Annotated in this window: 10 protein-coding genes; 6 read left to right on the top strand and 4 right to left on the bottom strand. The window is 71.0% G+C overall.

Going from position 1 to position 24,751, the window contains the following annotated elements; translation table 11 throughout:
- Nucleotides 1-71 precede the first annotated feature (71 nt).
- The 4 genes from ABD292_RS47300 to ABD292_RS47285 are packed head-to-tail and all read left to right on the top strand — an operon-like array spanning nt 72 to nt 13,591.
- Complete coding sequence (locus ABD292_RS47300; protein WP_020544414.1) at nt 72-1,661, top strand: condensation domain-containing protein; 1,590 nt, start codon at nt 72-74, stop codon at nt 1,659-1,661.
- Entirely contained in the window at nt 1,651-8,076 is a 6,426-nt protein-coding gene (locus ABD292_RS47295) for an amino acid adenylation domain-containing protein (protein ID WP_344219776.1), read from the top strand. Before ABD292_RS47300 ends, ABD292_RS47295 begins: the two co-directional genes overlap by 11 nt.
- Complete coding sequence (locus ABD292_RS47290; protein ID WP_344219774.1) at nt 8,073-8,243, top strand: MbtH family protein; 171 nt, start codon at nt 8,073-8,075, stop codon at nt 8,241-8,243. Before ABD292_RS47295 ends, ABD292_RS47290 begins: the two co-directional genes overlap by 4 nt.
- Nucleotides 8,240-13,591: a non-ribosomal peptide synthetase/MFS transporter gene (locus ABD292_RS47285; protein WP_344219772.1), complete on the top strand. Its 5,352-nt coding sequence runs from the start codon at nt 8,240-8,242 to the stop codon at nt 13,589-13,591. Before ABD292_RS47290 ends, ABD292_RS47285 begins: the two co-directional genes overlap by 4 nt.
- Nucleotides 13,592-13,659: 68 nt before the next feature.
- Here the strand turns inward: ABD292_RS47285 and ABD292_RS47280 are convergent, their stop codons facing one another.
- The 3 genes from ABD292_RS47280 to ABD292_RS47270 form a co-directional block, all read right to left on the bottom strand.
- Nucleotides 13,660-17,130 (bottom strand): S8 family serine peptidase, encoded by a 3,471-nt coding sequence (locus tag ABD292_RS47280; protein ID WP_344219770.1) that lies wholly within the window; start codon nt 17,128-17,130, stop codon nt 13,660-13,662.
- Between the two features lie 451 nt (nt 17,131-17,581).
- Nucleotides 17,582-18,454 (bottom strand): oxidoreductase, encoded by an 873-nt coding sequence (locus ABD292_RS47275; RefSeq protein WP_344219768.1) that lies wholly within the window; start codon nt 18,452-18,454, stop codon nt 17,582-17,584.
- Nucleotides 18,455-18,524: 70 nt separating this feature from the next.
- Complete coding sequence (locus tag ABD292_RS47270; protein ID WP_344219766.1) at nt 18,525-19,277, bottom strand: alpha/beta fold hydrolase; 753 nt, start codon at nt 19,275-19,277, stop codon at nt 18,525-18,527.
- A gap of 95 nt (nt 19,278-19,372) precedes the next feature.
- Here ABD292_RS47270 and ABD292_RS47265 point away from each other — a divergent pair, with 95 nt between their 5' ends.
- Nucleotides 19,373-20,290 (top strand): LysR family transcriptional regulator, encoded by a 918-nt coding sequence (locus ABD292_RS47265; RefSeq protein WP_344219764.1) that lies wholly within the window; start codon nt 19,373-19,375, stop codon nt 20,288-20,290.
- A 1,111-nt stretch (nt 20,291-21,401) separates the two neighbouring features.
- Nucleotides 21,402-23,021 carry a tyrosine-type recombinase/integrase gene (locus ABD292_RS47260; protein WP_020544404.1) on the top strand — a complete coding sequence of 540 codons (1,620 nt, stop codon included), beginning with the start codon at nt 21,402-21,404 and terminating at the stop codon, nt 23,019-23,021.
- 849 nt (nt 23,022-23,870) lie between these two features.
- Here the strand turns inward: ABD292_RS47260 and ABD292_RS47255 are convergent.
- Nucleotides 23,871-24,452 (bottom strand): hypothetical protein, encoded by a 582-nt coding sequence (locus tag ABD292_RS47255; protein WP_344219761.1) that lies wholly within the window; start codon nt 24,450-24,452, stop codon nt 23,871-23,873.
- Nucleotides 24,453-24,751 lie beyond the last annotated feature (299 nt).

Here is a 24,751-nt window from a genome sequence, read left to right as displayed (position 1 = left end):
CCGCACCGGCCACGCCGCTCGGTTGGGGAAGCGAAGACCGTACCGGCGACGGCGCTCGACTGGGGGAAGCGATGACCGCACCGGTCGCGTCGCCGACGCTCGACGCGCTCGGGGGGATCTGGCGCGAGGTGTTGCGCCTTTCGCGCGTCTCCCCTGAGGACAACTTCTTCGCCCTGGGCGGCGACTCCTTCCGCGCCACCAGGCTCGCCGCGCTGGTCGGCGAGCGGTTCGGCGTGGCCGCCACCGCCGCGCTCGCCTTCGACCGGCCCGAACTCGCCGGGCAGGCCCGCTGGATCGACGGCGCGCGGGCCGGCGACGCACCTCTCACCCCGCTGCCGCAGGCCCCGCCGTCGGCCGTCCCGCTCAGCACCCAGCAGGAGGACTTCCTGTACTGGATGTTCGAGCCCCGGCTTCACGGCTCCCAGGACGTGCGCGACATCGGCTCCTGCTGCACCGCGATCAGGATCAGGGACGAGCTGGACGTGCCGCTGCTCACCCGTGCGCTGAACGCGCTCGTGGCCCGCCACGAGGCGCTGCGCACCGTGGTCCGGCCCGACGGGACGGTGGAGATCGTCGCCGATCGTCCGCCGCAGGTCGCCGAGGAACGGGCGGCGGACGAGGCCGAGGCCGGCCGCATCGTGTGGCACGAGCGCATGCGCCTCGACGACGTCATCGCCGGCCCGCTGGTGCGAGCCCTCGTCGTCCACATCGGTCAGGACGACGACGCGGACGACCACGTCCTCGTCTTGGCCGTGCACCACTTCGCGTTCGACGGGTTCTCCTTCGGCGTGCTGCTGAGGGAGCTCGCCCTCCTCTACTCCGCGCTGTCCACGGGACACCCCGACCCGCTGCGGCCCCTGCCGATCACCTACACCGACTACTGCCGCTTCGCCCGCGAGCAGTGGCCGGTGAACCAGCCGTACTGGGACCGCGTGCTGGAGGGCGCTCCCACGGACCTGAGCCCGTTCCCGGGGCGCAGGGAGACGAGCCGGTTCTCCCGGCGGCGGCACGCCTTCGAGGTCGAACCCGCGCTGCGCGACCGGCTGGCCGAGATCGCGCGCGAGCGCGGCGCCACCACGTTCATGGCGGTCGCCGCCTGCTGGACGTGGCTGCTGGCCGAGTGGACCGGCCGTACTGACATCGTCGTGATGTCGCCCGTGCCAGGCAGGACGCTGCCCGAGCACGAGACCCTGGTCGGCTGCCTGGTGCAGTCGCTGATCCTGCGCTTCGACGTCTCCGGCCGCCCCGGCTACGCCGAACTGCTCGACCGGGTGCGGGACGTCGCCGTGGGCGCCGTGGCCCACCAGCTCCACGCGTACCAGGACGCCCGGCTGCGCGTGCCGTTCCCGTCGCGCATCCACTACGAGAGCTTCGGCGCGCCGCACTTCCCCGGCCTGGCGTCCGAGCCGTTCCCGTTCCCGCGCGAGCAGGAGGCGCTGGAATGGTCGGCCAACCCCGGCGAGCTGGACCTGAGCGCCCCCGAGCTCATCGTCGAGGAGCAGCGGGACGGCTCCATGCACTGCGCCGTCGTCTACAACCACCACGGCTACGACCCCGAGACCGCGGCCGCACTGGCCGACGCCTTCCTCCGGTTGGCCCGCGCCGCCGCTGGCCGTCCCGACCAGGTCCTTCCTCCGCTCGCGGTGCGCCATGCGGGCTGACGTCTCCTACGTTCAGGAACGGTTGTGGTTCCTGCAGCGGTACGATCCCGCCGACTCCTCCTCGAACCTGTTCATCTCCGAAAGGCTTCGCGGCCGACTCGACGCGGACGCGCTGGAACGGGCCCTGGCCGCGCTGGTGTCGCGACACGAGACGCTGCGTACGCGCTACCCGGCCCGCGACGGTGAACCGGTCGCGGTGCCGGGACCGATCCCCCCGCTGGACCGCCTCGACCTCACCTCCCACCCCGAGGGCGAGCGGGAGCGCCGGGCGGCCGACGCCGTGGCCGAGCGCACCCGGACGCCGTTCGACGTGGCCGAGGGACCGGTCCTGCGGGCCGCGCTGATCCGGCTCGGGGAGCGCGACCACGTGCTGCACCTGGCCGTGCACCACATCGCGGCCGACGGCTGGTCGATCGGACTGCTCACCTCGGAGCTGGCGTCGCTCTACACGGAGTTCGTCACCGGAGTGCCCGCCGACCTCCCGCCCCCGCGCGGCCACGCCCTGCACGCCGCGGACGAGCGCGCACGCGCCGTGGACGTGGCCGCGCTCGCCTACTGGCGCGAACGGCTGAAGGGGGCCCCGGTCCTCGACCTGCCGACCGACCGCCCTCGCCGCGACGGCGCGTCCCGTGCGTCCGGCGGGTCCGCCGCGTCCGGTGCGGGCACGGTCGTGCTGCGCTTGCCCGCCGGGCTCAGCCGCGGTGTCGCCGAGCTGGCCAGAAGCCGGAGATGCACCCCTTTCATGGCGTTGCTCGCCGCCTACCAGCTCCTGCTGGCCCGGCAGACCGGCCAGGACGACGTCTGCGTCGGCTCGGCCGTCTCCACCCGGGACCGGCCGGAGCTGGAGGAGGTCGTTGGCCCGCTCATCAACACCGTCGTCCTCCGGGGCGATCTGACCGGTGACCCGTCCTTCGCAGAGCTTCTCACCCGTACCAGGACCGCCGTGCTGGGAGCGTTGTCCCGGCGGGACGTGCCGTTCTCCCGCGTGGCCGAGGAACTCGCCCCCGGCCGCCACGGAGGCAGGAACCCGCTGCTGCGCGCCCAGTTCGGCCTGCACCACGAGAACACCGTCCGGCCGGCCCTCCATGGTCTCGTGGCCGAACCGTTCACCGTGGACACGGCCCACGCCCAGGCCGACCTCTCCCTGGAGGTCCATCCGTCGGCGGACGGGCTGACCGCGAGGTTCGTCTACGACGCCGGGCTGTTCGACCACGGCACCGTCGAACGCGTGGCGGCCCGGTTCGAGGTGCTGCTCGGCCAGGTCGTCGCCCATCCCGACACCCCGCTGGCGCGGCTCGACCTGCTCGCCCCCGGAGAGCGGGCGGCGATCCTCGCCAGGGCGGGCGGTCCCGAGACGTCCTACCCCGACGTCACGCTCGCCGACCTGCTCGGCGGCAAGCCCGGCGCGGTCGCGGCGATCTGCGGGGACGAGCGGGTCACCTACGCCGAACTCGACGCCCGTAGCCGCGCGCTGGCCCGGCGGCTGCGGGCCACCGGCGCCGCGCGGGGCACACTCGTCGCGATCTGCGCGCCGCGCTCGATCGACCTGCTCACCGGGCTCCTCGCGGTGGTCCGGGCCGGGGCCGCCTACCTCCCGCTCGACCCGGGACACCCTGCCGAGCGGCTGGCGTACGTGCTGGCCGACTCGGGCGCGCAGCTGCTGCTCACGCAGCGTGGCCTGAGCACGCGCCTGCCGGGCGACCTGCCATCGCTGCTCCTCGACGAGCCGTACGGGGAGGAGCCGGAAGACGAGCCCGGCGAACCGGCTGTCGCCTCCGACCTCGCGTACGTGATCTACACCTCCGGCTCCACCGGCAGGCCCAAGGGCGTCGCCATCAGCCACGGAGCCCTGGCGAACCTGCTGCTGTCGTTCCGCGACCAGCTCGAAGCCGGCCCGGACGACGTGTGGCTGGCCTCCACGTCGCTGTCGTTCGACATCTCGGCCCTGGAACTGTACCTGCCGCTGATCACCGGCGGCACCGTCGTGATCGCCTCCGACGAGGACATCCGCGACGGCTCCCGGCTCGCGGCCCTGGCCGCGGCCGCCGGCGTCACTCATCTCCAGGCCACGCCGTCAGGGTGGCGCATGCTGCTCGACGCCGGTTTCCACCGGCCCGGCGCCGTCGCGCTCACGGGCGGGGAGGCGCTGCCGGGGCCGCTCGCCACCGAACTGCGGCCCCGCGTCGCGCGACTCTGGAACGTGTACGGACCCACTGAGACCACCATCTGGTCGTCCTGCTGGGAGGTGCCGGCCGGCGTCACCGGCGCCGTCCGCGTCGGCCGTCCCATTGCCAACACCCGCCTGTACGTGCTGGACCGCCGGATGGAGCCGGTGCCCGACGGCTCGACCGGCGAACTGTTCATCGCCGGTAACGGCCTGGCCAGCGGATACCCCGGCCGGCCGGGGCTCACGGCCGAGCGCTTCCTCCCCGACCCCTACGGGCCGCCGGGCACCCGTATGTACCGCACGGGCGATCTGGCCAGGTGGCGCGGTGACGAGGTCGAATGCCTGGGCAGGACCGACGAGCAGGTGAAGCTGCGCGGCCACCGCATCGAGCCGGGCGAGGTGGAGGCGCGGCTGATGGAGCACCCCTCGGTCGCGCAGGCCGCGGTCGTGGTGCGCGGCGACCGGCTCGTCGCCTACGTCGTGCCCACGAGCGCACCCCCACCGCCGGACAGCTCCAGCACACCCTTCGCGCCGGACAGCTCCGGTACCCCCTTCGCGCCGGAAGGGTCCGGCGCGCTCTCCGGGCAGGACAGGCCAGGCGCCCTCTCCGGGCCGGACAGCTCCGGCGAGTCCTCCGCACCGGAGGGGCATGGCGAGGCGATTCCGCAAGCGCTGGCCGCGCACGCCCGCGCGATGCTGCCGGCGCCCATGGTGCCCGCGTCGTTCGTGCCGGTGCCCGCGCTGCCGCTCACCCCCAACGGCAAGGTGGACCGGGCCGCGCTGCCCGACCCGGACGTCGTACGCGGTGACCGGCCGCCCGCGACGCCGGCCGAGCGCCTGGTGGCGGAGGTCTTCGCCGAGGTGCTCGGCCTCGACGCCGTGGGCGCGGACGACGGCTTCTTCGACCTCGGTGGCCACTCGCTGCTCGCCTCCCGCGCCGCCGCCCGCCTCACCCGGGCGCTCGGGACCGAGGTGGCGGTACGGGCTCTGTTCGACCACCCCACGGTCGCGGCGCTCGCCGCGGAGCTCGACACCGGGGACGGCACCGCGGCCCGGCCGGGAGGCGACGTACGGGTCGTCCCGCGCCCGCCGGGCACACCGCCGCCGCTGTCGGCGGCCCAGGAGCGGCTCTGGTTCCTGCAGCGGCTCAATCCCGACGACAGCTCCGCCAACATGTACTTGGTCCGGCGGTTGCGTGGCCCACTGGACCGGGCGGCGCTCGCCCGCGCGGTCGCGGGGGCCCGCGCGCGGCACGAGTCGCTGCGCACCAGCTTCCCCGAGGCGGACGGCGTGCCGATCGCCGTCGTCCACCCCTCGGCGGGACCGGAATGGGAGGACCTCGTCGCCTCCGACGAGGACGAACGGGCGGACCTCGCCGCCCGCGACAAGGACGAGTGGGAGGATCTCGCCGCCCGTGACGAGGACGAGGCCCGCAGGCTGGTGGCCGCCCGCGTCAACGCGCCGTTCGACCTGGCCGCCGCGCCGCCGTATCGCCTCACCCTCGTCCGGCTCGCCGACGACGACCACGTCCTGTGCTGGGTGATCCACCACATCCTGGGCGACGGCTGGTCGCTCAACGTCCTCATGGACGACCTGGCAGGACTGTACGCGGGCCGCCAACTCACCGAGCCCGTCCTGCAGCACGGGGACGTGGCCGCCTGGCAGCGCGGCAGGGACCTGTCGGCGCCGTTGGCGTACTGGCGGCGCAGGCTCGCCGACCCGCCGGTGCTCGACCTGCCCACCGACCGCCCCCGGACGTCCGCCGGCATGCGGCGTGGGGGCCGCGTCCGTGCCCACCTGCCGGAGGAGACGGCAGCCGGGCTGGAACGGGTGGCAAGGGAGCACGACGCCACCCTGTTCATGGTCCTGCTGACCGCGTACCAGGTGCTGCTGTCGCGGCACTGCGGCCAGGACGACGTCGTGGTGGGCTCAGTGACCGCCGGACGGGACCGCGTCGAGCTGGAGCCGGTGTTCGGCAACCTCACCCACACCGTCGCCCTGCGCGCCGACCTGCGGGGCGACCCGTCGTTCCGCGACCTCCTGGCCGCCGCCCGGCGGACCGTCATGGAGGACCTGGCCGGCCGGGAGGTGCCGTACGAGCTGCTCGTCGACGAGCTCGGCATCGGGCGCGACCTCGGCCGGACACCGCTGTTTCAGACGATGATGATCCTGCACAGCCAGGACACCGGTCCGCACGCGCCCGGCGCCCGCTTCGGCGGCCTGGAGGCGGAGTTGTTCGAGGACGGCCACGCCCAGGCCAAGCTCGACCTGGCGCTCGACGTGTGGCGCGAGCCCGGCGCTCTGTCGCTGGTCCTCACCTACGACGCCGATCTGTTCGACGCGACGACGGTGGAGCGGCTGGCCGAGCGGTTCCACACCCTCTGCCAGGGGATCGTCGCCGACCCCGGCCGCCGGATGAGCTCGCTGCCCCTGCTGACGCCCGCCGACGACGCCGAGCTGCGCGCCCTGGCCACAGGCCCCGCACCCGTCGCCGCCGGCCCCGCACCCGTCCTCGCCGCAGGGCTGGTGCCCGCGCTCGTCGCCCGGAGCGCCGAGCACACTCCTGACGCCGTCGCCCTGCGGTGCGGCGGCGACCTGCTGTCCTACCGACAGCTTGTGACGCGGGCCGACGCGCTGGCCGCCACCCTTCACCGGAGCGGCGTCGGCCGCGGGCACGTCGTCGGAGTGGCGCTGCCGCGTGGCATGGACGCCGTCGTCGCGCTGCTCGGCGTGCTCCGGGCCGGCGCCGCCTACCTGCCGCTCGATCCCGCCGACCCCGCCCCCAGGCGGGAGCGGCTGCTCGCCGACAGCGGCGCCGCGGCCGTGCTCACCCCGGATGACCTGCGGAACCTGTCCGGGCAGGCGCTCGCACAGCCGGAGCCGCACCCGCGTGACGCCGCGTACGTCATCTACACCTCCGGCTCGACCGGCGTCCCCAAGGGCGTGGTGGTCGAGCACGCCGCGCTGGCGGCCCGCATCCGCTGGATGGCCGCCGTGTACGAGCTGGGACCCGGCGACGTCGTCGTGCAGTTCGCCTCGTTCGGCTTCGACGCCCACGTCGAAGAGGTGTACCCGACGCTGGTCTCGGGAGCCACGCTGCTTCTCCTGCCGGACGGCGGCGCCGCCCTGCCCGACCTGCTCGCCTCCCCCGAGGGCAGGGACGTCACCGTGCTCGACCTGCCCACGGCCTACTGGCACCACCTGGTCGACGTCGTGGACGAGGTGGACTGGCCGCCGTCGCTCCGCCTGGTCATCCTCGGCGGGGAGCAGGCGGACGCCGCCGCGGTGTCGAGGTGGAAGCGCCGCTTCCCCGGCGTCCGGCTGGTCAACACCTACGGCCCGACCGAGGCGACGGTCATCGCCACGTCCGCCGACCTGGTGGACGACGGCCTGCGCCCGGCCATCGGCCGGCCGGTGGGCGAGACCACGGTGTGGCTGCTCGGCGAGAGCGGCGAACCGGTGCCGCCGGGCGCCCCCGGCGAGCTGTGCGTAGGAGGCGCGGGAGTGGCGCGCGGCTACGCGGGACGGCCCGCGACGACGGCGGCGGCGTTCACGCCCGACCCGTTCACACCGGGCGGCGGAAGGCTCTATCGCACCGGCGACCGGGCCAGGTGGCGGCGCGACGGCACCCTGGAGTTCCTCGGACGGCTCGACTCCCAGGTCAAGGTGCGCGGCTACCGGATCGAACCGGGCGAGGTCGAGGCCTGCCTGCTCGCGCACCCGGACGTTGGCCAGGCGGCCGTCGCCGCCCGCGGTGACCTGCTGGTCGCGTACGTGGTGGGCCGGGCGACGGCGGAGGAACTGCGCCGCCACGCGGAAGAACGGCTCCCCGCGCACCTGGTGCCGGGCGCCTGGACGCTCCTGGACCGGCTTCCGCTCACCGGGAACGGCAAGGTCGACCGCGCGGCGCTGCCAGATCCCGAGCCCGCCAGGGAACGTTCCTTCGTCGCGCCGCGCACCGACGCCGAGGCGCTGGTCGCCGAGGTCTGGGCGGACCTGCTCGGCGTCGCCGCCGTCGGCGCGTACGACGACTTCTTCCACCTCGGCGGGCACTCGCTGCTCGCCGTCCGCATCGCGGCCAGGCTCAGGGCGGTGATCGGCGTCGAGGTGCCGATCCGGACGCTGTTCACCCGGCGCACGGTGGCGGAGTTCGCCGGCGCGGTCGAGGCACTGCTCCTCGACTCGCTCGCCGGGCTGTCCGACGAGGAGGCGCTGCGCCTGCTCGACCAGAAAGACGAGGATCAGTGACGACGTACCACGTAGTGATCAACGACGAGGAGCAGTACTCCCTCTGGCCCGGCGACCGGACGGTCCCCGAGGGCTGGCGGCGGACCGGTTTCACCGGCGGCAGGGAGGACTGCCTGGCCCACATCGACGAGGTCTGGACGGACATGCGTCCGCTGAGCGCCCGATGACCACACTCGACGACGGGCTGTCCCCGGCCAAGCAGGCGGTGCTGTCCGGGCTGCTGCGCCGTCGCGCCGCCGCCTCGTCCGTTCCGAGGCGGCCTGAGGGCCGGACGCCGCCGCTGTCGCACGCCCAGGAACGCCTGTGGTTCATGGAGCAGTACGCGCCGGGGACCGCCGCCTACACCGTGCCGCTCGGCACCAGGCTCTCCGGCGACCTCGACGCCGAGGCGCTGGCCCGCGCACTGCGGGAGGTCGCCGCCCGGCACGAGAGCCTGCGCACGCGCTTCGTCACCGACGGCGAGGGGCGGCCCGCGGTCGTGATCGAGGACGAGCCCGCGGTGGAGTTCACCGTCGCCGAGTCCGACGAGGCCGGCGCGGCGGAGTTGTGCGCCGCCCAGCTCGCCCGGCCGTTCGACCTGGCGTCGGGGCCGCTCCTGCGCGCCCTTCTTGTCCGGCTCGGCCCGGAGGAGCACGTGCTGCTGCTGACCGCCCACCACGCGGTCATCGATGGCTGGTCGTACGACCTGGTGCTCAGCGAGGCGCTCACCCTGCACGACGCCTTCCGGGCCGGTGAGCCGTCCCCGCTGGAGGAGCCCCCGGTGCAGTACGGCGACTACGCCCTCTGGCAGCGGGCCCAGGAAGAAAGGCAGCAGGAGCCGGCGTACTGGACGCGGCGGCTGTCCGGCGTGCCGGCACTCGACCTGCCCAGCGACTGGCCCAGGCCGGCCGAGCAGACGTTCGCCGGCGCCGGGCTGCGCTTCAAGGTCGGGCAGGATACAGCCGGACGCGTCGCCGACCTGGCACGCGGCCGAGGGGCGTCCCTGTACATGACCCTGCTGGCCGCCTTCCAGGTGCTGCTGTTCCGCCACTCCGGCCAGCGGGACTTCGCGGTCGGCTCGCCCGTCAGCGGCCGGGAGACGCCGGAGCTGGAACGCACCGTGGGCGTCTTCGTGAACACGCTGGCCATGCGGGCGGACCTCAGCGGCGACCCGCCCTTCACCGAGTTGCTCGACCGGGTGCGCGACGCCACGCTCGACGACTTCGCCCACCAGGGGTTGCCCTTCGACCGGCTCGTCGGCGAACTGAACCTGAAGCGTGACGTCAGCCGCTCGCCGGTGTTCCAGGTCATGTTCGCCCTGCAGAACTTCCAGGCCCCCGCCCGGTGGGAGACCGGGCTGCGCATGGCCGAGTATCGCGTGGACGCCGCCACCACACGCTTCGACCTCACCCTCTACCTGCGGCAGACCGGCGACGGGCTGGACGGCCACATCGTCTACAACACGGCGCTCTTCCTGCCCGAGACGATGGAGCGCCTGGCCGCCCGGTTCGTGACCCTGCTCGGTGCCGTCGCCGCCGAGCCGTCCACCCGGATCTCCGAGCTGAACCTGCTCGACGCCGCCGAACGGGCGGAGGTGCTGGCGTTCGGCACCGCGCCCTCCCTCCCACGGCCCGAGCGGCGGCTGCTCCACGAGCTGACCGGCGGCCACCCGTCCGCCACGGCGGTGGCCTGCGGAGACGCCACCCTCACGTACGCCGAGCTGGACCGCAGGGCCAACCGGCTGGCCCGGTTCCTGCGACGGCGCGGCGTCGGCAGGGACACGCGGGTGGCGGTGTGCATGGAGCAGTCGGCCGACGTGGCGGTCGCCGTCCTCGGCGTGCTCAAGGCGGGCGGCGCGTACGTGCCGCTCGATCCCGAGCACCCGGCCGCCCGTCTCTCCCACGCCGTGTCCGACTCGGGCGCCCTGGCCGCCGTCGTCACCGAGGGGACCGGGGACCGGTTGCCTCCCGGCCTGCCCACGTTCACCCTGGACGACACCGACGGCGAGGAGGACGGCCCGGTGGACGCGGACGTGCGGCCCGGGGACCTCGCGTATGTGATCTACACCTCCGGGACCACCGGCACCCCCAAGGGGGTCGCAGTCCAGCACCGCGAGGCCGTCACCTACCTCCTCGGCGTCCGCGAGCGGCTGGGCGTCGTGCCCGGGGGCGTGTTCGTGCTGCTCCAGTCGCTGGCCTTCGACTTCGGCGTGACGGTGTTCTACCTGTCGCTGGCGACGGGCGGGACGTTGCACCTGGTGCCCGCCCGCACCTCGGCCCCCGAGCTGGCCGGGAGGCTCGCCGGCATCGGCTCGGACTACATGAAGATCACCCCGTCGCATCTGGCGGCGCTGCTGGCCGACGCCCCCGCCGCGGAGCTGCTGCCCAAGCGGCTGCTGATCCTCGGGGGAGAGGCGGCCGGTCAGGCGCTCGCGGACGAGGTGGCGGCGGCCGGACGGTGCGCGGTCGTCAACCACTACGGTCCCACCGAGGCCACCGTGGGCATGACGACCTATGCCGTCGACCCGGCCGGCGCCCATGGCGGCGCGACCCTGCCGATCGGCAGGCCGCTGCCCGGGGCGGTCGTACGCGTCCTGGACGAGCACCTGCGTCCCGTCGGCGTGGGCGTCCCCGGCGAGATTCACCTGGGCGGCGACCGGCTGGCCCGCGGATACCTCGGCCGGCCCGGCCTGACCGCCGACCGGTTCGTCCCCGACCCGTACGGTCCGCCGGGGGCGCGGCTGTACCGCACCGGCGACCTCGGCCGCTGGCTGCCCGACGGGAACCTCCAGTTCCTCGGCAGGACCGACCACCAGGTGAAGATCCGCGGCTACCGGGTCGAACTGGGCGAGATCGAGTCGGTGCTCACCACACTGCCGGGCGTCTCCCAGGCGGTGGCGGAACTCCGGTCGGACCGGCTCGTCGCCTACCTGGCCGGACCGGAGGCCGGTCCCCGGCCCGGCGCGGCGGACCTCCGCGAGGCCCTGCGGGCGCTGCTGCCCGACTACATGATCCCCAGCCGGTACGTCTGGCTGGACACCCTGCCGCTGAAGGCGCACGGCAAGGTCGACCGGGACGCGCTGCCCGAGCCCGGCCTCGACCGCGAGACCGAGTGGGAACCGCCCGCCACGCCGACGGAGCAGGCGGTGGCCGCCGTCTGGTCGGCCGTGCTCGGCGTGGACGAGGTTGGCGCGGCCGACGACTTCTTCGACCTCGGCGGGCACTCCCTGCTCGCGATGCAGGTCGTCGCCCGGTTGCGCGCCGTCGCCCCGGATCGGCTGGTCACCATCATGGACCTGTTCCGCCATCCCACCGTCCGTGAGCTGGCCGGGCTCCTGGAACGCGGCGAGGACGGGCCACGCGCGCTGCTGCACCGGCTCACCCCCGCCCGGCAGGCGACCGGGACCATCGTGTGCGCCCCGTACGGCGGCGGCAGCGCCGTCATCTACAAGCCGCTGGCCGACGCGCTGCCCGCCGGCTGGGCCCTGTACTCGATCGCGGTCCCCGGCCACGAGCTGGGGGAGGAGTCCAGGCCGCTCGACGAGGTCGCGGCCGCGTGCGCTGAGGAGATCCTCTCGAAGGTGGCGGGCCCGCTCGTTCTGTACGGCCACTGCGGCCTCGGCGTGATGCTGACGGTCGAGATCGCCCGCCGGCTGGAGGCGGCCGGACGCGAGGTGGACGCCGTCTACCTGGGCGGCATCTTCCCCTTCGCGAGAACCCGGTGGACGGGGGTCACCGAGGCGCTGGAACGCCTGCGCAGCGACCAGCTGTGGGCCAACGCGCTGCGAGCGGCCGGGCTGGAGGTGGACGAGCTGGGACGCGACCAGCTCAAGCTGGTCATCGACAACCGTAGAAAGGGCACCAGGGAGGCTGAGCGGTACTTCACCCGGCTGTTCGAACAGGACGGACGGCCACTACGCGCCCCCATCGTCTCGGTCGTGGGGGAGCGCGACCCTGCGACCGAGTTCTACCAGGAACGTTTCCGCGAATGGCACCTGCTGAGCGCCACCACGGCCGTGGCCGTGCTGGACGAGGCGGGCCACTTCTTCCTGCGTTACCGCGCCGCCGAGCTCGCCGAGATCGTCACCCGGACGCACGTCGCGCTCGCCGAGGGCGAGCCCGACCGGCTCGGCCGCACCGAGAGCTCCACCTGGTGGCTGCAGGGCGCGTCCGCGGCGGCCGACCCGCCGCCCGAGCAGCGGGGGCCGAGGCCGAGCATGCGTCGCTTCGGCGTCATCGCGGCAGGTCAGCTCGTGTCGATGATCGGCGCCGCGCTGACCGAGTTCGCGATCCCCATCTGGATCTACACCACGACGGGATCCCTGGTGAGCTTCGCGCTGCTCGCGGTGCTCGGACTCGTGCCGGGCATCCTGATCGCGCCGCTCGCCGGGGCCGTGGTGGACCGCTTCGACCGGCGCAGGGTGCTGCTCGCCGCCGACGCGGCGGCGATGTCCACCCAGCTCATCTTCGGTGCACTGCTCTGGACCGGGGGACTGACGACCTGGCACGTCTACCCGCTGCTGGCCTGCCTGTCGGTCGCCCTGACGTTCCAGCGTCTGGCGTACACGTCGGCGATACCGCAGCTCGTGCCCAAACGCTTCCTCGGTCACGCCAACGGCGTCGTGCAGATGGCGACGGGCTCGGCGCAGCTTGTCGTGCCCGTCGTCGCGGCCGGGCTGATGGCCGCCATCGGCGTCGAGGGCATCCTCGCTATCGACGTGGCGAGCTACGTCGTGGCGATCGCCGCGGTGATCGTGACGCGTTTCCCCCGGACGATGGCCGCTACGCGCAGGGAACCGATCGTCACCGAGATGCTGAACGGGCTGCGTTACTCCTGGGGCAACCGGGGTTTCCGCGGCATGCTCGGCTTCTTCGCGGTGCTGAACGTCTTCCTCTCGCCGCTCTTCCTGATGATCTCGCCGCTGGTGCTGGCGTTCGCGGGTCTGCCGGACGTGGCGCAGGTGTCGTTCGCCGGGGGCCTCGGCACGCTCGCGGGCGGCCTGGCGATGGCCGTGTGGGGCGGCCCTCGCCGGCGGCGGCTGCGCGGCGTGCTGCTCGCCACCCTCGCCCTGTCGCTCGCCTGCCTGGTCACGGGGCTGCAGGGGAACGTGCAGACGATCGCCGTGGGCGCGTTCGGCATGTCGCTGTGCCTCACGCTCGTCAACGGGGTCTACGCCACGATCATCCAGGTCAAGGTGCCGCAGCGGTACCACGGCCGGGTCATCGCGCTCAACACCCTGGTCGCCTGGTCCACCCTCCCGATCGGCTTCGGTCTGGTGGCACCGTACGGCGCGGCGCTGTTCGAACCGCTGCTGGCCCCAGGCGGACCGCTCGCGGGCACCGTGGGCGCCGTCATCGGCGTCGGCGCCGGACGCGGCATCGGCTTCATGTACGTCTGCTTCGCCGCCGCGATCGCCGTCATCGCGCTGGCCGCCATGCGGGTCCGGGTGCTGGCGAGATTCGACGAGATCGTCCCCGACGCGGTGCCCGACGACCTGATCGGCTACGAGACCGTCGCGGCACGCCGCCGAACCTGACGCGTGGGGACACTCGACGCTGAGAAGACCGGGCTTCCCGCCCCGCGGGAAGCCCGGTCTGGTCTCGGTCAGAAGGTGGGCGTGATCTCCTGGGTGGTTCCTCCCACACCGTGGTAGTTGCTCCCGATCGACCACACAGAGTCGTTGATCAACGGCTTGTACTCGAACGCCTGGCCGGCCGGGATGCCCGGCACCCAGCAGTCCCACACAGCGGTCGAGACCTTCACGCAGTCACGACCGGCAGACCAGGTGAGAGGGCTGACGTTGCCGCGGATCGTGATCCTGTTGCCCGCCCCCGCGTCCTTCTGCACGCGGATGCGCGTCGACCCCGGCGCCTCCTTCACCTGGTACGCCCGGATGATCGTCTGCTTGGCGGTGTTGCCCGCCTGATCGGCCAGCGTCGCGCGCAAGGACACGAAGCCGGGGGCGGCCGGGTTAGTGATCTGCGGGGTTCCGCACGTCGACCCTTGGGCCACCGTCGTCCAGGTGGAGCCGTCGTCGACGGAGGACTCGATCAGGCAGGAGGCCAGGGACGTGACGGCCTGGCCCGGCTCCCGCTGGACGCTTGTGACCACGGGGGTCACCGTTCCGGCCGCCGCGCGGTTCAGCTCGTCCAGTCCGTCCGGCCGATACCGCACCACCATCAGCGGGAGCGGCCCGTTCGCCGTGGCATCGGAGGTGAAGGTCCATTCCGTATCGATCTGGGTGGACGTGGCGCCATTTCTGTTGGTGGCCGAAGCGGTGAGCTTGTACTGCGAGGGGGCCTCCGGGACGGTCACCGGGACGAGCCAGGTACGCGGCTTCACGAAGTTGGACCAGATCTGCTGGTCGTCGCGGAACAGGCGCATCGACCCCTCGGTGTCGGCGTTCTCACCACCGTGACCGGCCTCCGAGTCGGAGTGGAGCTTGATGTAGTTGAACACCATCTCGTTGTTGTCACGCCAAGCCGTACCACTCCAATAGCCATTCTTCGCGGGGAGGGCGGGCCCGATAACCGCGCCGTTCCACGTCTCCGTGTTGTCCAGGCCGGAGCCGAACTCCCGGGGATCGGAGAGGACCTGCTTTCCGTCGAACCGGAGCAGGCCGCGCCAGCGTCCCGGCGTCCGGTACTCGGTCACCACCGACGGCATCTTGACCGGCGAGTAGATCAGGGCCGCCGGAGAGCTGAGCCCCGTGTCGAACTCGGGCTGGACGAGCAAGCTCGCGTACGACGCCGTGCCGCGGTAGGTGACGTCGACCTTCGTCAGGTTGGCCGGCGTTCCCTGGAAGGTCGGCTCGCTGGGCACCCCGCTGCGCTGGTCGACGATGCGGTAGAAGTACGGGCTGGGACTGGTCGCCGAGGAACCTTCCTTGTCGAAGTAGGCGATGGCGGTGTAGGTGATGCCTTGGTCGCTGACCGGGAGGACGTAATCCGCCATGCTGAACCCGGTGTAGAGCCCGTCCTCGACGCCGTAGTGGAAGTTCACGTACGTCTCGCGCAGGATCTGCCGGGCAGTCGGCTCGCCCACCGTGACCGTGGCCTTCTTGGCCTGCTGCGAGTCGAGGATGATCGTCCGGTCCTGCGACATGTTCGCGGGCACGACCGCCATCGTCCACGTGTCGTCGGTCTTGATGAGAGCGCCGAGGTAGTAGGAGCCTGCCGGCAGGTCGATCGTGCCACTGCCGTTGGCGATCGCGACCGGCGTCTCGGTGTCCGACTGGCGGGAGAAGACCCACACCGTGGTGTTGGCGGGTGCGCCCAGGCGGTCCTTGACGACGAGGTTCAGCGTGTGCTGCTCGGGCTGGACGTAGGCGCCGATGGCCGTGCGAATGACCTCGCTGCCGGTGGTGGCCGTGAGCTGCCCGGAATAGGAGCCGACCGGCCGGCCGTGGCCGTCGACAGTCACGGTGACGTCCGCGGTCCCGCTGGCGGGAACGGTCACGCTGGTCGCGCTCACCGTGAACAGGCCGGCCGGAGCCCCGGCCGCACTCACCTCCAGGGTCAGGGTGACAGGTGTGCTGCCGAGGTTGCGATAGCTGACGGTACGCGTGACCGGTGCGTTCACGGTCGAGGACACCGGACCGAAGACCGGGGCTCCCTCAGCGATCACTGTCGCTGTCGCGGCGGCGTTCACATCAACCCGGCCGGTGCCCTGCTGGAAGGCGGTCAGCCCAGGAGTGGGAACGGCGCTGCTAGTCAGAGCAGCCTTCAGCCGGGTAGCCGGCCAATCCGGGTGCAGCTCCGCCAAAAGCGCCGCCGCGCCGGCCACGTGCGGCGCCGCCATCGACGTCCCCGACGCCGAGCGCAGGCCACCGCCCGCTTTCGCGGCGACGATGTCCACTCCCGGCGCGGTGATGTCGGGCTTGACGGCGAGGTCTCCTACGCGAGGCCCGCTGCTGGAGAACTCGGCCAGCACGTTCTGCTTGTCGACCGCCCCCACCGTGACCGCGGCGTCCGCCGAGCCAGGAGAGCCGATGGTCTGCGAGCGAGGCCCCTCGTTGCCCGCGGAGATGACGAACAACGCGCCCGTCTGCGCGGACAGGTCGTTCACCGCCTGCTCCATGGGGTCGACGCCCGCGGTGTCCGGCCCGCCGAGGCTCATGTTGACGACCTTCGCGCCGGCGGTCGTCGTGGCCCACTCCATTCCCGCGATGATGTCGGATTCGACGCCGGAGCCGTCGTTCCCGAGCACCTTGCCGACGACCAGGTCGGCCCCTGGCGCCACACCCTTGCCCGCTCCACTCGTGGTCGCCCCGGTCCCGGCGATCGTGGCGGCGACGTGCGTGCCGTGTCCGGCCACGTCTTCCACGCCCTGGCCGGTGAAGTCCTGCGAGTCGATCACCTTGCCCGCCAGGTCCGGATGGTCGGTGTCGTAGCCGGTGTCGAGCACCGCCACCTTCACACCCTCACCGGTGTGACCCGACTGCCAGACCTGCGGAGCGCCGATCTGCGGCACACTCTCGGTCAGCGTGGCCTTGACCCGGCCGTCCAGCCACAGCTTGCCCACCTCACCGACGAAGGCGCGCGGTGAGCGCTCGCCGCCCACCAGCGCCTTCCACTGTGCGGTGGTCTTCGTCTTGTCCACGGCGAAGGAGCTCATCGCGAGCCGTGGCAGCGACTTTCGGAGCCTGGCGTCCTTCATCACCTGCTGGGCTCCGGCGGTCGAGCGCCCCTTGGGGCCCTGCACGAGTACGGCCAACGCCTTGCTCTTGTCGTCGCTATAGTGATCGTCGATCAGGCGGTCAAGGTCGAACAGACGCGGGTCCAGTCGCCCGTTGGCGAGCAGGTCGAGGGCGTCACCCGGGACGACCGACAGGGCGCCGTCGCGGCCCTTGGTGACTCGGTAGCCGATCCCCTCGCGGCCGGAGCCCGGCTCGAAGGCCAGCAACCGCAGGCCGTCGCGACCGCCGGCCACCGTGACGACGTCTCCGGTGATCAACGTGATGCGTTGGGAGTTCGGCCCTGCTTGGGACGCAGGTGGTGGTGCGGCGGCGGCGACCGCCGGGGTCGGCGCTACGGCAAGCGCAAGGCTGAGCAGCGCGGCTAACGATCTGCGCATCGGTTCTCCTAGATGCCAGGTAGATGCTTGGAAGATTTCAGCAAATTTCGACGCTGACGAGATCGAATATAGAGCCATATGATCTCAAGCCGCGCGATGGGTCGGCATAGCCAGGGACGCGGGCCGCTCGATGGCAGGTGCATGCATCCAAAAAGAGACATTTCGCCCATAATGGGGAGTAATGACGCCTGAATTCTTCCAGAAATTTTCTGAAAAGCCTTCCATCGGGTTCTGCAAGTTCCTATGCTGCGATCATGCGCGGCGAAGCTCTCGGGGGCCTGCGCATGCCACGTCCTCAAGCAACGCCGACGGACAAGGAGAGCGCCGGCTGTGAAGCCGGCGCCGCGGGGGTCGTCGGCGGGGAAGCCACCTTGGTCAGCCACTTCGCTGTACCGGGCGACGGCCTCGGGCAGCAGGTCGTGGGCGGGGCTGCCGGGGCGCGATCTACTGCTCAGGCGGTGGGCAGGGGGAACTTGACATGAGTGAGGTGTTCGGAGACCTCCCAGAGCTTTTGGGCGGCGGCGTCGTCGAGTGCTTCGCCGGACAGTTCTTCGAGGGCGGCGGGGCCGCGTACTCCGAACCGGCTGGGGCCGGAGAAGCTGGCGCCGGGGACGTCGCCGATGGTGGCCAGCAGGGTCGGCCGGGCCCCGCCTTCGGGGCTTTGGGCCAGTAGCCGCGTTCCCAGTGCGAGGGCGTGGTCAAGGAGCCGCCGGCCGGTGGTCATGGTGAATCCGGTGGCCGCCCAGCCGGGATGCGCTGCCGTGGCCAGGATCGGTGAGCCGGCCCTGTTCAGGCGGCGTTGCAGTTCCCGGGTGAACAGCAGGTTGGCCAGCTTGGTCTGTCCGTAGGCGCCGAACGGCCGGTAGGGCCGTCGTTGCCATTGCAGGTCCTCGAAGTCGATGTGGGCGCTGCGGTAATTGGTGGAGGACACGGTGATCACCCGCCTGGTGATCTGGCTCAGGAGCAGATTCGTCAAGGCGAAGTGCCCGAGATGGTTGACGCCGAGCTGGCTCTCGAAGCCGTCGGTGGTGTGCCGCAGGGTGTCGGTCATGGTGCCGGCGTTGTTGATCAGATAGTCGACGGGGCCGTTCACCGTGCGGGCGAACTCACGTACGGAGGCCAGCGACCCGAGGTCGAGCGGGCGTGACTCGGTGAGGCCGCCTATCTCGGCGGCGGCCGCGCGCCCGCGGGTCTGGTCGCGCACGGCGAGGATGACCCGTGCGCCCTTCGCCGCCAGTGCGGCGGCGGTGGCCTTGCCGATGCCGCTGCTGCCGCCGGTGATGATGGCGGTCCGGCCGGTCTGATCGGGGATGTGCGTGGTCATGAGGTGACGGCGGTCTTTCCGTGATCGTGGTGCGCGGTGTTCAAGATCGGTGACTTCCGGACGTGCGGCTTCACAGGCTGTCCCAGAAGTCCGACAGCATGCGGGCGGACCGGGCCGGGTCCTGAAGCATCCACCAGTGACCGAGCCCGTCGAGATCCACGGCACGGGCGCCGGCGCGCTGGGCGGCGCGGTGGCGGAGGGCGACGCTGCCGGCAGTGAGGTCGTCGGTGGCCACGGGAACCAGACCGGGCCGGGCCGCGGCCGCCGCCAGCTTGCGCCCGCGTTCGGCCAGCATGTTCTCCGGTACGGAGCGGTACAGCGACAGAATGGCCCTGCCCATCTCCGGGCCCTGCCCGAGCGCCACCTCGCCGGCCGCCGGCTCCGGGATGCCCCACGAGATCATGCGCCGCGTACGTTCCGCGGCGTCTCCCGAGAAGGTCTCCTCGACGTGGCGTTCCCCATCCCCCGGCGTCTGCCAGATCTTGGCGATGTCATGCCACGTGAAGTCCGGTTCGTACCCGCCGATGGTGTCGCTGGTCCAGCTGCGCACCAGGTCGGGACGGGCCATCGCGACCTCCAGCACGTAACCGCCGCCGAAGTCGTGGCCGACCAGGTCCACCGGGGTCCTGAGCTGCGACAGCTCGCCAATGAGCCAATCGCGGTAGTCCAGGAAGGTGGCACCGAAGTCCACCGGAAGTGCGGCGCCGAAGCCCGGCGGTGAGAGCCGGACCACGTCCTGCTGCTGGGACGTGGGCAGTTCGCTGATCAGAGGACTCCAGACCGCAGAGGTCACCGGGACGCCGTGGACAAAGACAATGGTCATAGCAGGTATGACACCACCGGGCCGGCGTAGGCGTCCAAGACCTGCCTTGCACCCCGTGATGCAAGATCTGCATAACGGGGGACTAGTCTCGGGGCATGCTTCCCGATCTGGACCTTCGGCTGGTCCGGTACTTCACGGTCGTCGCCGAGCAGCTGAACTTCGCCCGGGCGGCCGAGGAACTGCGGGTCGCCCAGCCCTCCCTGAGCCGTCAGATCCAGCGCCTGGAGAACACTCTCGGCGTGCGTCTGCTGGAGCGCACCACCCAGGGCAGCCGCCTCACCGCTGCGGGCGCGGCTTTCCTGCCCCAGGCACAGCAACTGCTGCACGGCGCCCGGCAGGCGGTCCAGACCGCCCGGGCGGCGGCGCCGGCGCGCACGATCACCATCGGCTACGTCGACGACCTCGTCATCACACCCGCCGTGCGCGACCTGCGCCATCGCTGTCCCGACGCCCACGTCCGTACGCGTCATCTCGGCTCGCAGGACGCCTCCGCGCTGCTGGAGCGGCAGGTCGATGTCCTGGTCATCCGTACGCCGCTGCCGATCCCGGCCGAGGATCTGGAGGTGACGGTTCTGTACTCCGAGGCCCGGGTCCTGCTCGTGCCCGCCTCGCACCACCTCGCGGGGAAAGAGGTGGTCACGGCCGACGACATCGCCGCAGAACCACTGGTGGGCTGTACCGGGATGGGCGTGGAATGGACCACCTTCTGGCGGCTCGAACCCCGATCGGGCAGCGAACCCGCCCCGGTGGGTCCTACCTTGGCCGAGACCTACGAGGACAAACTCGAGGCCATCGCCGACGGCACCGCCATCGCCATCGTCCCGGCCGGCGACCGGCGCTACACCCTGCGCCCCGGCCTGGTCACCGTTGCGCTCGACGGGATCGAGCCTTGCCAGATCGTCGTGGCCACCCGGGCTGCGGACACCAACCCACTCGTCACCGAGTTCGTACGATCCGCGAAGGATCTCCTGGTCGGTCCCATCACCAGGGTTCCGGCCCCTCCCGCCCGCTGAGTGGAGGGTTCCCGGGCGCGATGCCACGACGGAAAGGACCGCCGTGTCGGCACCGGAGGCTCCGGCGAGCACGGTGATCGTGGAGATCAGCAGACCGGCGAGGAAGCCGCCGAACCTGTTTCCCAGGTCATCGGAGAGCGGGAGGAGCCCCAGAGCCGCGCGAAACTGCTCGCCAAGCCACCACTGCGCGAGGAGCTGGCCGAACTGTGCCTGTTCCCCATCCGGGTGGAGGCCTCCACCCTCGGCAGCCGGTCGGTCGCCCTGGGGCGGTGCGGCTCGCTCTCGACGAGGTCGAACGGGCGCTCTTGGTGGCGGCTGACCCGCATGAGTACTCGCAGAGCGAATGAGGCCCAATATTCGACACGCATACGCCGAGTTCGCCTGCCGACTCGTCGCCCCATGGCCAGGCGTTTCCTGATGTTGGTGCTGCCGTGGGCATGATGTGCTGTTCCTGGCCGGGGCGCTGAGATCGCGTGTGGCGTGTGGTGCTCGAGGCGATCGGAGCGGGTGCTTACTTCGATTTGACCAAGGTCTGGCCTACCGCGCTGTCCTAATTCGGCTCTTCGAGCCGGTATTTGGATAGTGACCGGGCAATGCTCGCCCGCTGGATCGGGACGATGATGCTGACAGGACATTCTTTTCGTTCAGTCGAGCTTTTCTGCCTTCTCCCGCCATTACGGCCAGAAGGCGGTTATGCGTGCAAGCGGGACAATCTGCGGCCAGCCGCTGCCCGGGACGCCACGCCGGCGGCTTGCCCGGCCGGATCATGTGTGTCCCGGGGAACGTGACCAGGGGATATCGCTTGACGCGGGCGGTGAAGGTGGGCGTCGATACCACCGCCCCCGACCAGCGGCCGCCGTGGGCGTTCCACAACGGCCGCCCCGGCCGTGTGCGTGCCATGGGACGGCTGCAATCCGGGCCCTGGACGCCGCTGCCCATGCGTGGGGTGCCTGACGGCATGACCGCGTCCCGCGCGACGCTGCGGGCAACCCGCCGGTCGGGTCGTGCAGGGACCCATCGCCCAGGGGCGATGGCGTGTCCAGCCGGTCGTAGGGGTGCAAAGGAAAGGCGTCGTCGAGCAGCGACGACGCGGTCAGCAGCCGATCAGGACATGAAGGGCAAGACGACGCAGATGAACGGAACCACCTTCAAGACATGTTCCTGCCGCGACGAGGCGACCGGCAAGAGACTGGGCAAGGCCTGCGCCAAGCTGCGCCGCCCCGGCGGCGCAGGGGAGAGGTGGAGCAGCACCCACGGCCGCTGGGCCTACCAGCTCGAGTTGCCCGCGCACGCCGATGGGCGGCGGCGCAACCCCCTGCGACGGCGCGGCTTCGCCACACTGGAGGAGGCCGAGGCTGAACTGGAGCACGCCCGTGCACTGCTGGCGCTGGATGAGGACCCACACGTGCAGCGGAAGATCACCGAGCTGATGCTGTCGGTGCTCAAGGACACCAAGACGTTGCCGCCTGTGGAGGAGGTGCGGCGCAAGGTCCGCACACGGCAGGACCTCAACCCCACCGTCACCGTCGCTGAATGGATGCAGGAGTTTCTGCGGCGTAAGCGGAAGATCGATGCCACCACCCGTCGCTCGTACGAGGCGCACATCCGCCTGTACTTCACCCCCTACCTCGGCGACATCCGGTTGGACCGGTTGCGGGTGTCGGATGTGGCGGGGATGTTCGATGCGATCGAGGAGTTCAACGACGTCATCACCGCCGCCCGCGCCAGCGCCGATCCGGAGCAGCGGGCGACGGTGCGGTATCGGCGGCCGGTCGGTCCGGCAACCATGCACCGCATCCGGGCGACTCTCCGGCACGCGCTGAACATCGCGATCAAGCAGGACCGGCTGATCGACTTCAACCCGGCGGCGGTGGTCGAACTCCCCGACGCCGTATCTCCCAAGGCGCTGGTGTGGACCGAGGAGCGGGTGGCCGCCTGGAACCGCGACTTGCAGGAGCGGCTCGATGTTGAGCAGCGGCAACGGTGCGGGGCGCGGCTGAGCCGCGCCGCCATGATCAACGTGTACGCGTCCGTGCCGCGTCCGTCCCCGGTGATGGTGTGGACGCCCTCCCACACCTTCGCCTTCCTCGCCCAAGCGGCAACCCATCGGCTGTTCGCGCTGTACCGACTGATCGCGTTGCGCGGGCTGCGCCGGGGTGAGGCGGTCGGGCTGCGCTGGAAGGATGTCGACCTGGCCGCCGGGACGGCAGGGGTGCATTGGCAGATCACTCAGCTGGGGTGGGAGCCGGTGCAGGGCAGGCCGAAGACCGAGGCCAGCGACCGCACCATCGCGTTGGACGCCGATACCGTCACCGCGCTACGCGCGCACCGCAAGCGCCAAGCCGCTGAGCGGCTGGCGGCGGGGGAGGCGTGGATGGACAGCGGGTTCGTCTTCACCGACGAGATCGGCCGGGCGTTGCATCCGCAGCAGGTCAGCGACCAGTTCTACCTGCTGTCCTTCCGGGCGGGGTTGCCGCCGGTGCGGCTGCATGACCTGCGGCATGGGGCGGCTTCGATCATGCTGGCCGCAGGTGTCGATCTGAAGGTCGTACAGGAGACATTGGGGCATGTGTCATCCACCTTCACGCGCGACACCTACACCAGCGTCTACCCCGAGGTGGCCCGCGCCGCCGCCGAATCCGCCGCCGCCCTCATCAACACCGCAGCCAGCGGCGCGCAGACTGCCCGGTTGATCACACTGCCGAACCACATCGACCACGCCACTACCTGAGCTACCGAACCCAGCAGGCCCGCCGATTCCCCGGCGGGCCTGCTTGTTTGCCCTCCATGAGGGTGTCGAACTGTGGAGCCGATCGGTATCTAATTTCGGCTGCGAAGGGGCGAGCGGACTTCCGCATGAAGCAGGGGATCTTTTATCTGCTGGTCAGAAACGCCTGGCGAGCACAACGAAGCAGTTTGGCTAAGGCTTGACCGCTCACGAGGGCGTCGCTGACCGAGGACGCCGTACGGGCCTTCTTGCTTGGTCTTCTGTTGGTCGTCGGCGAGGTCTGAGCTGACGATGGCGGACTAAATGATCTACCGCCGTACACGGTCCGTACACAAGAGCAACCATGGAGCAACCGACCATGATCAACGGCAAGATTTGAGGGTGGCGAGAACCGAGAAACCCCAGGTCAGACGCGGTGTTGGTGAGTAGGGCGGGTGGGACTTGAACCCACGACCCACGGATTATGAGAATCCTCGGTTGATGTCGCTCAGTGTCACGGAGTGCTGTTTTGTGTTGCCGTGGCCTGAATTATCCCCGTCGTCATGTCGGTCTGCGCCGACGCGTGCCGCGTTGTATCGCGTACACGCGAGCAACCACCGAGCAACCATGCGATCTTGATCGTCGGCACTATGTGCCATTTGTTCCCCATCTCGGCGCGGCTGCCTGGGGCCAGGCTTGCGTGGTGAGTTTGAACTTTACGGCGGATCGAACGTTGTACGGTCTGAGCCTGAGCGTCTCGGGCAGGTCGCCGTATCACCCGCTCGCAGTGAACAGGGCGATCGGGCGCACAAAGCCCCGCCAGCTGAAACCGATCAGGGGGACGGCCGCCCGTGAGTCATCGAGGTCAGGGAGTCAACGAGACCAGGCGCCTCTGGGGACACGGTAGAGGACGCGCGGCGCCGTGAACCAGTCGCGATCGAGGAACCGGCTCGTGACCCGTCCCGCCAGGATGAGATAGCTCTCCACCATCTCCTCGAACCCGAGGTAGTAGCGTGCTTCCAGATCACGCGTGTAATTCGCGTATTCTTCGAGTGCCCCCAGCGGGCCCAGGAGCTCTCCATCGTGGTAATAGAGCATCCCGTCATCAGCAAGTTCGGCCAGGTCAGCCCTGTGCTGATGAGTGATGATGCGCCTACCCCCCGAGCTCGCCGCCGGTTGGAGTGAAAGCCGCCCCGTTAGGGTGACAGCGACGGACCAGCCAGGAGAATGCGCCCCGATCCACGTCATGGTGCCCCCGCCGTCATCGTCGGCCAGGTCGAATGCCGTATCGAGATCACAAAGAATGCCCGAACTCGGATCCGCCCGGAATCGTTGTGCGGCCTCTTCGATATTCTTCGTGTCGATCCAGGCTGCCTGGAAAGATCCGTTCAAGAGGTAGTCCTCCAGGAGAACCCACTGACTCTCCGCAGGAACTGCCTGCGACAAGTCCGCCATCTCACTCCTCAGAATCTTCGATTTTCGCAAAGCGTATGGGGTGGAGGCGATCTCATGACCGCCTCCACCCAACAGCTGTCCGGCCTGACCACGGGAACCTGCCAAGCTGGTCAAGTCGCCGGTCGTCAGGCCGTTCTGCGGTCCGGACTAACTCACGATCTTGACCCGAACTGGGGACTGTAAAACTAACGGCGGATCTGATGATCAAGGAAGAGACGCTTGATGTCCGAGACCGCCGTGGAGTCGCTGTCGATGAACGAACTGCCTGTCGAGCCGGACCGCTCGATGACGGACGAGCA

Origin of the sequence: Nonomuraea bangladeshensis (assembly GCF_039529455.1) — a bacterium.
GTDB classification, from domain to species: Bacteria; Actinomycetota; Actinomycetes; order Streptosporangiales; family Streptosporangiaceae; genus Nonomuraea; species Nonomuraea bangladeshensis.
Note: the sequence above shows the minus strand (reverse complement) of the source record. Positions and strands in the feature narration are given on the sequence as shown.

Bases quoted from the DNA above. Each gene is read 5' to 3' on its own strand.
- ABD292_RS47300 (WP_020544414.1), top strand. From the start codon at position 72: ATGACCGCACCGGTCGCGTCGCCGACGCTCGACGCGCTCGGGGGGATC.
- ABD292_RS47295 (WP_344219776.1), top strand. From the start codon at position 1,651: ATGCGGGCTGACGTCTCCTACGTTCAGGAACGGTTGTGGTTCCTGCAG.
- ABD292_RS47285 (WP_344219772.1), top strand. From the start codon at position 8,240: ATGACCACACTCGACGACGGGCTGTCCCCGGCCAAGCAGGCGGTGCTG.
- ABD292_RS47280 (WP_344219770.1), bottom strand. From the start codon at position 17,130: ATGCGCAGATCGTTAGCCGCGCTGCTCAGCCTTGCGCTTGCCGTAGCG.
- ABD292_RS47275 (WP_344219768.1), bottom strand. From the start codon at position 18,454: ATGACCACGCACATCCCCGATCAGACCGGCCGGACCGCCATCATCACC.
- ABD292_RS47270 (WP_344219766.1), bottom strand. From the start codon at position 19,277: ATGACCATTGTCTTTGTCCACGGCGTCCCGGTGACCTCTGCGGTCTGG.
- ABD292_RS47265 (WP_344219764.1), top strand. From the start codon at position 19,373: ATGCTTCCCGATCTGGACCTTCGGCTGGTCCGGTACTTCACGGTCGTC.
- ABD292_RS47260 (WP_020544404.1), top strand. From the start codon at position 21,402: ATGAAGGGCAAGACGACGCAGATGAACGGAACCACCTTCAAGACATGT.
- ABD292_RS47255 (WP_344219761.1), bottom strand. From the start codon at position 24,452: ATGGCGGACTTGTCGCAGGCAGTTCCTGCGGAGAGTCAGTGGGTTCTC.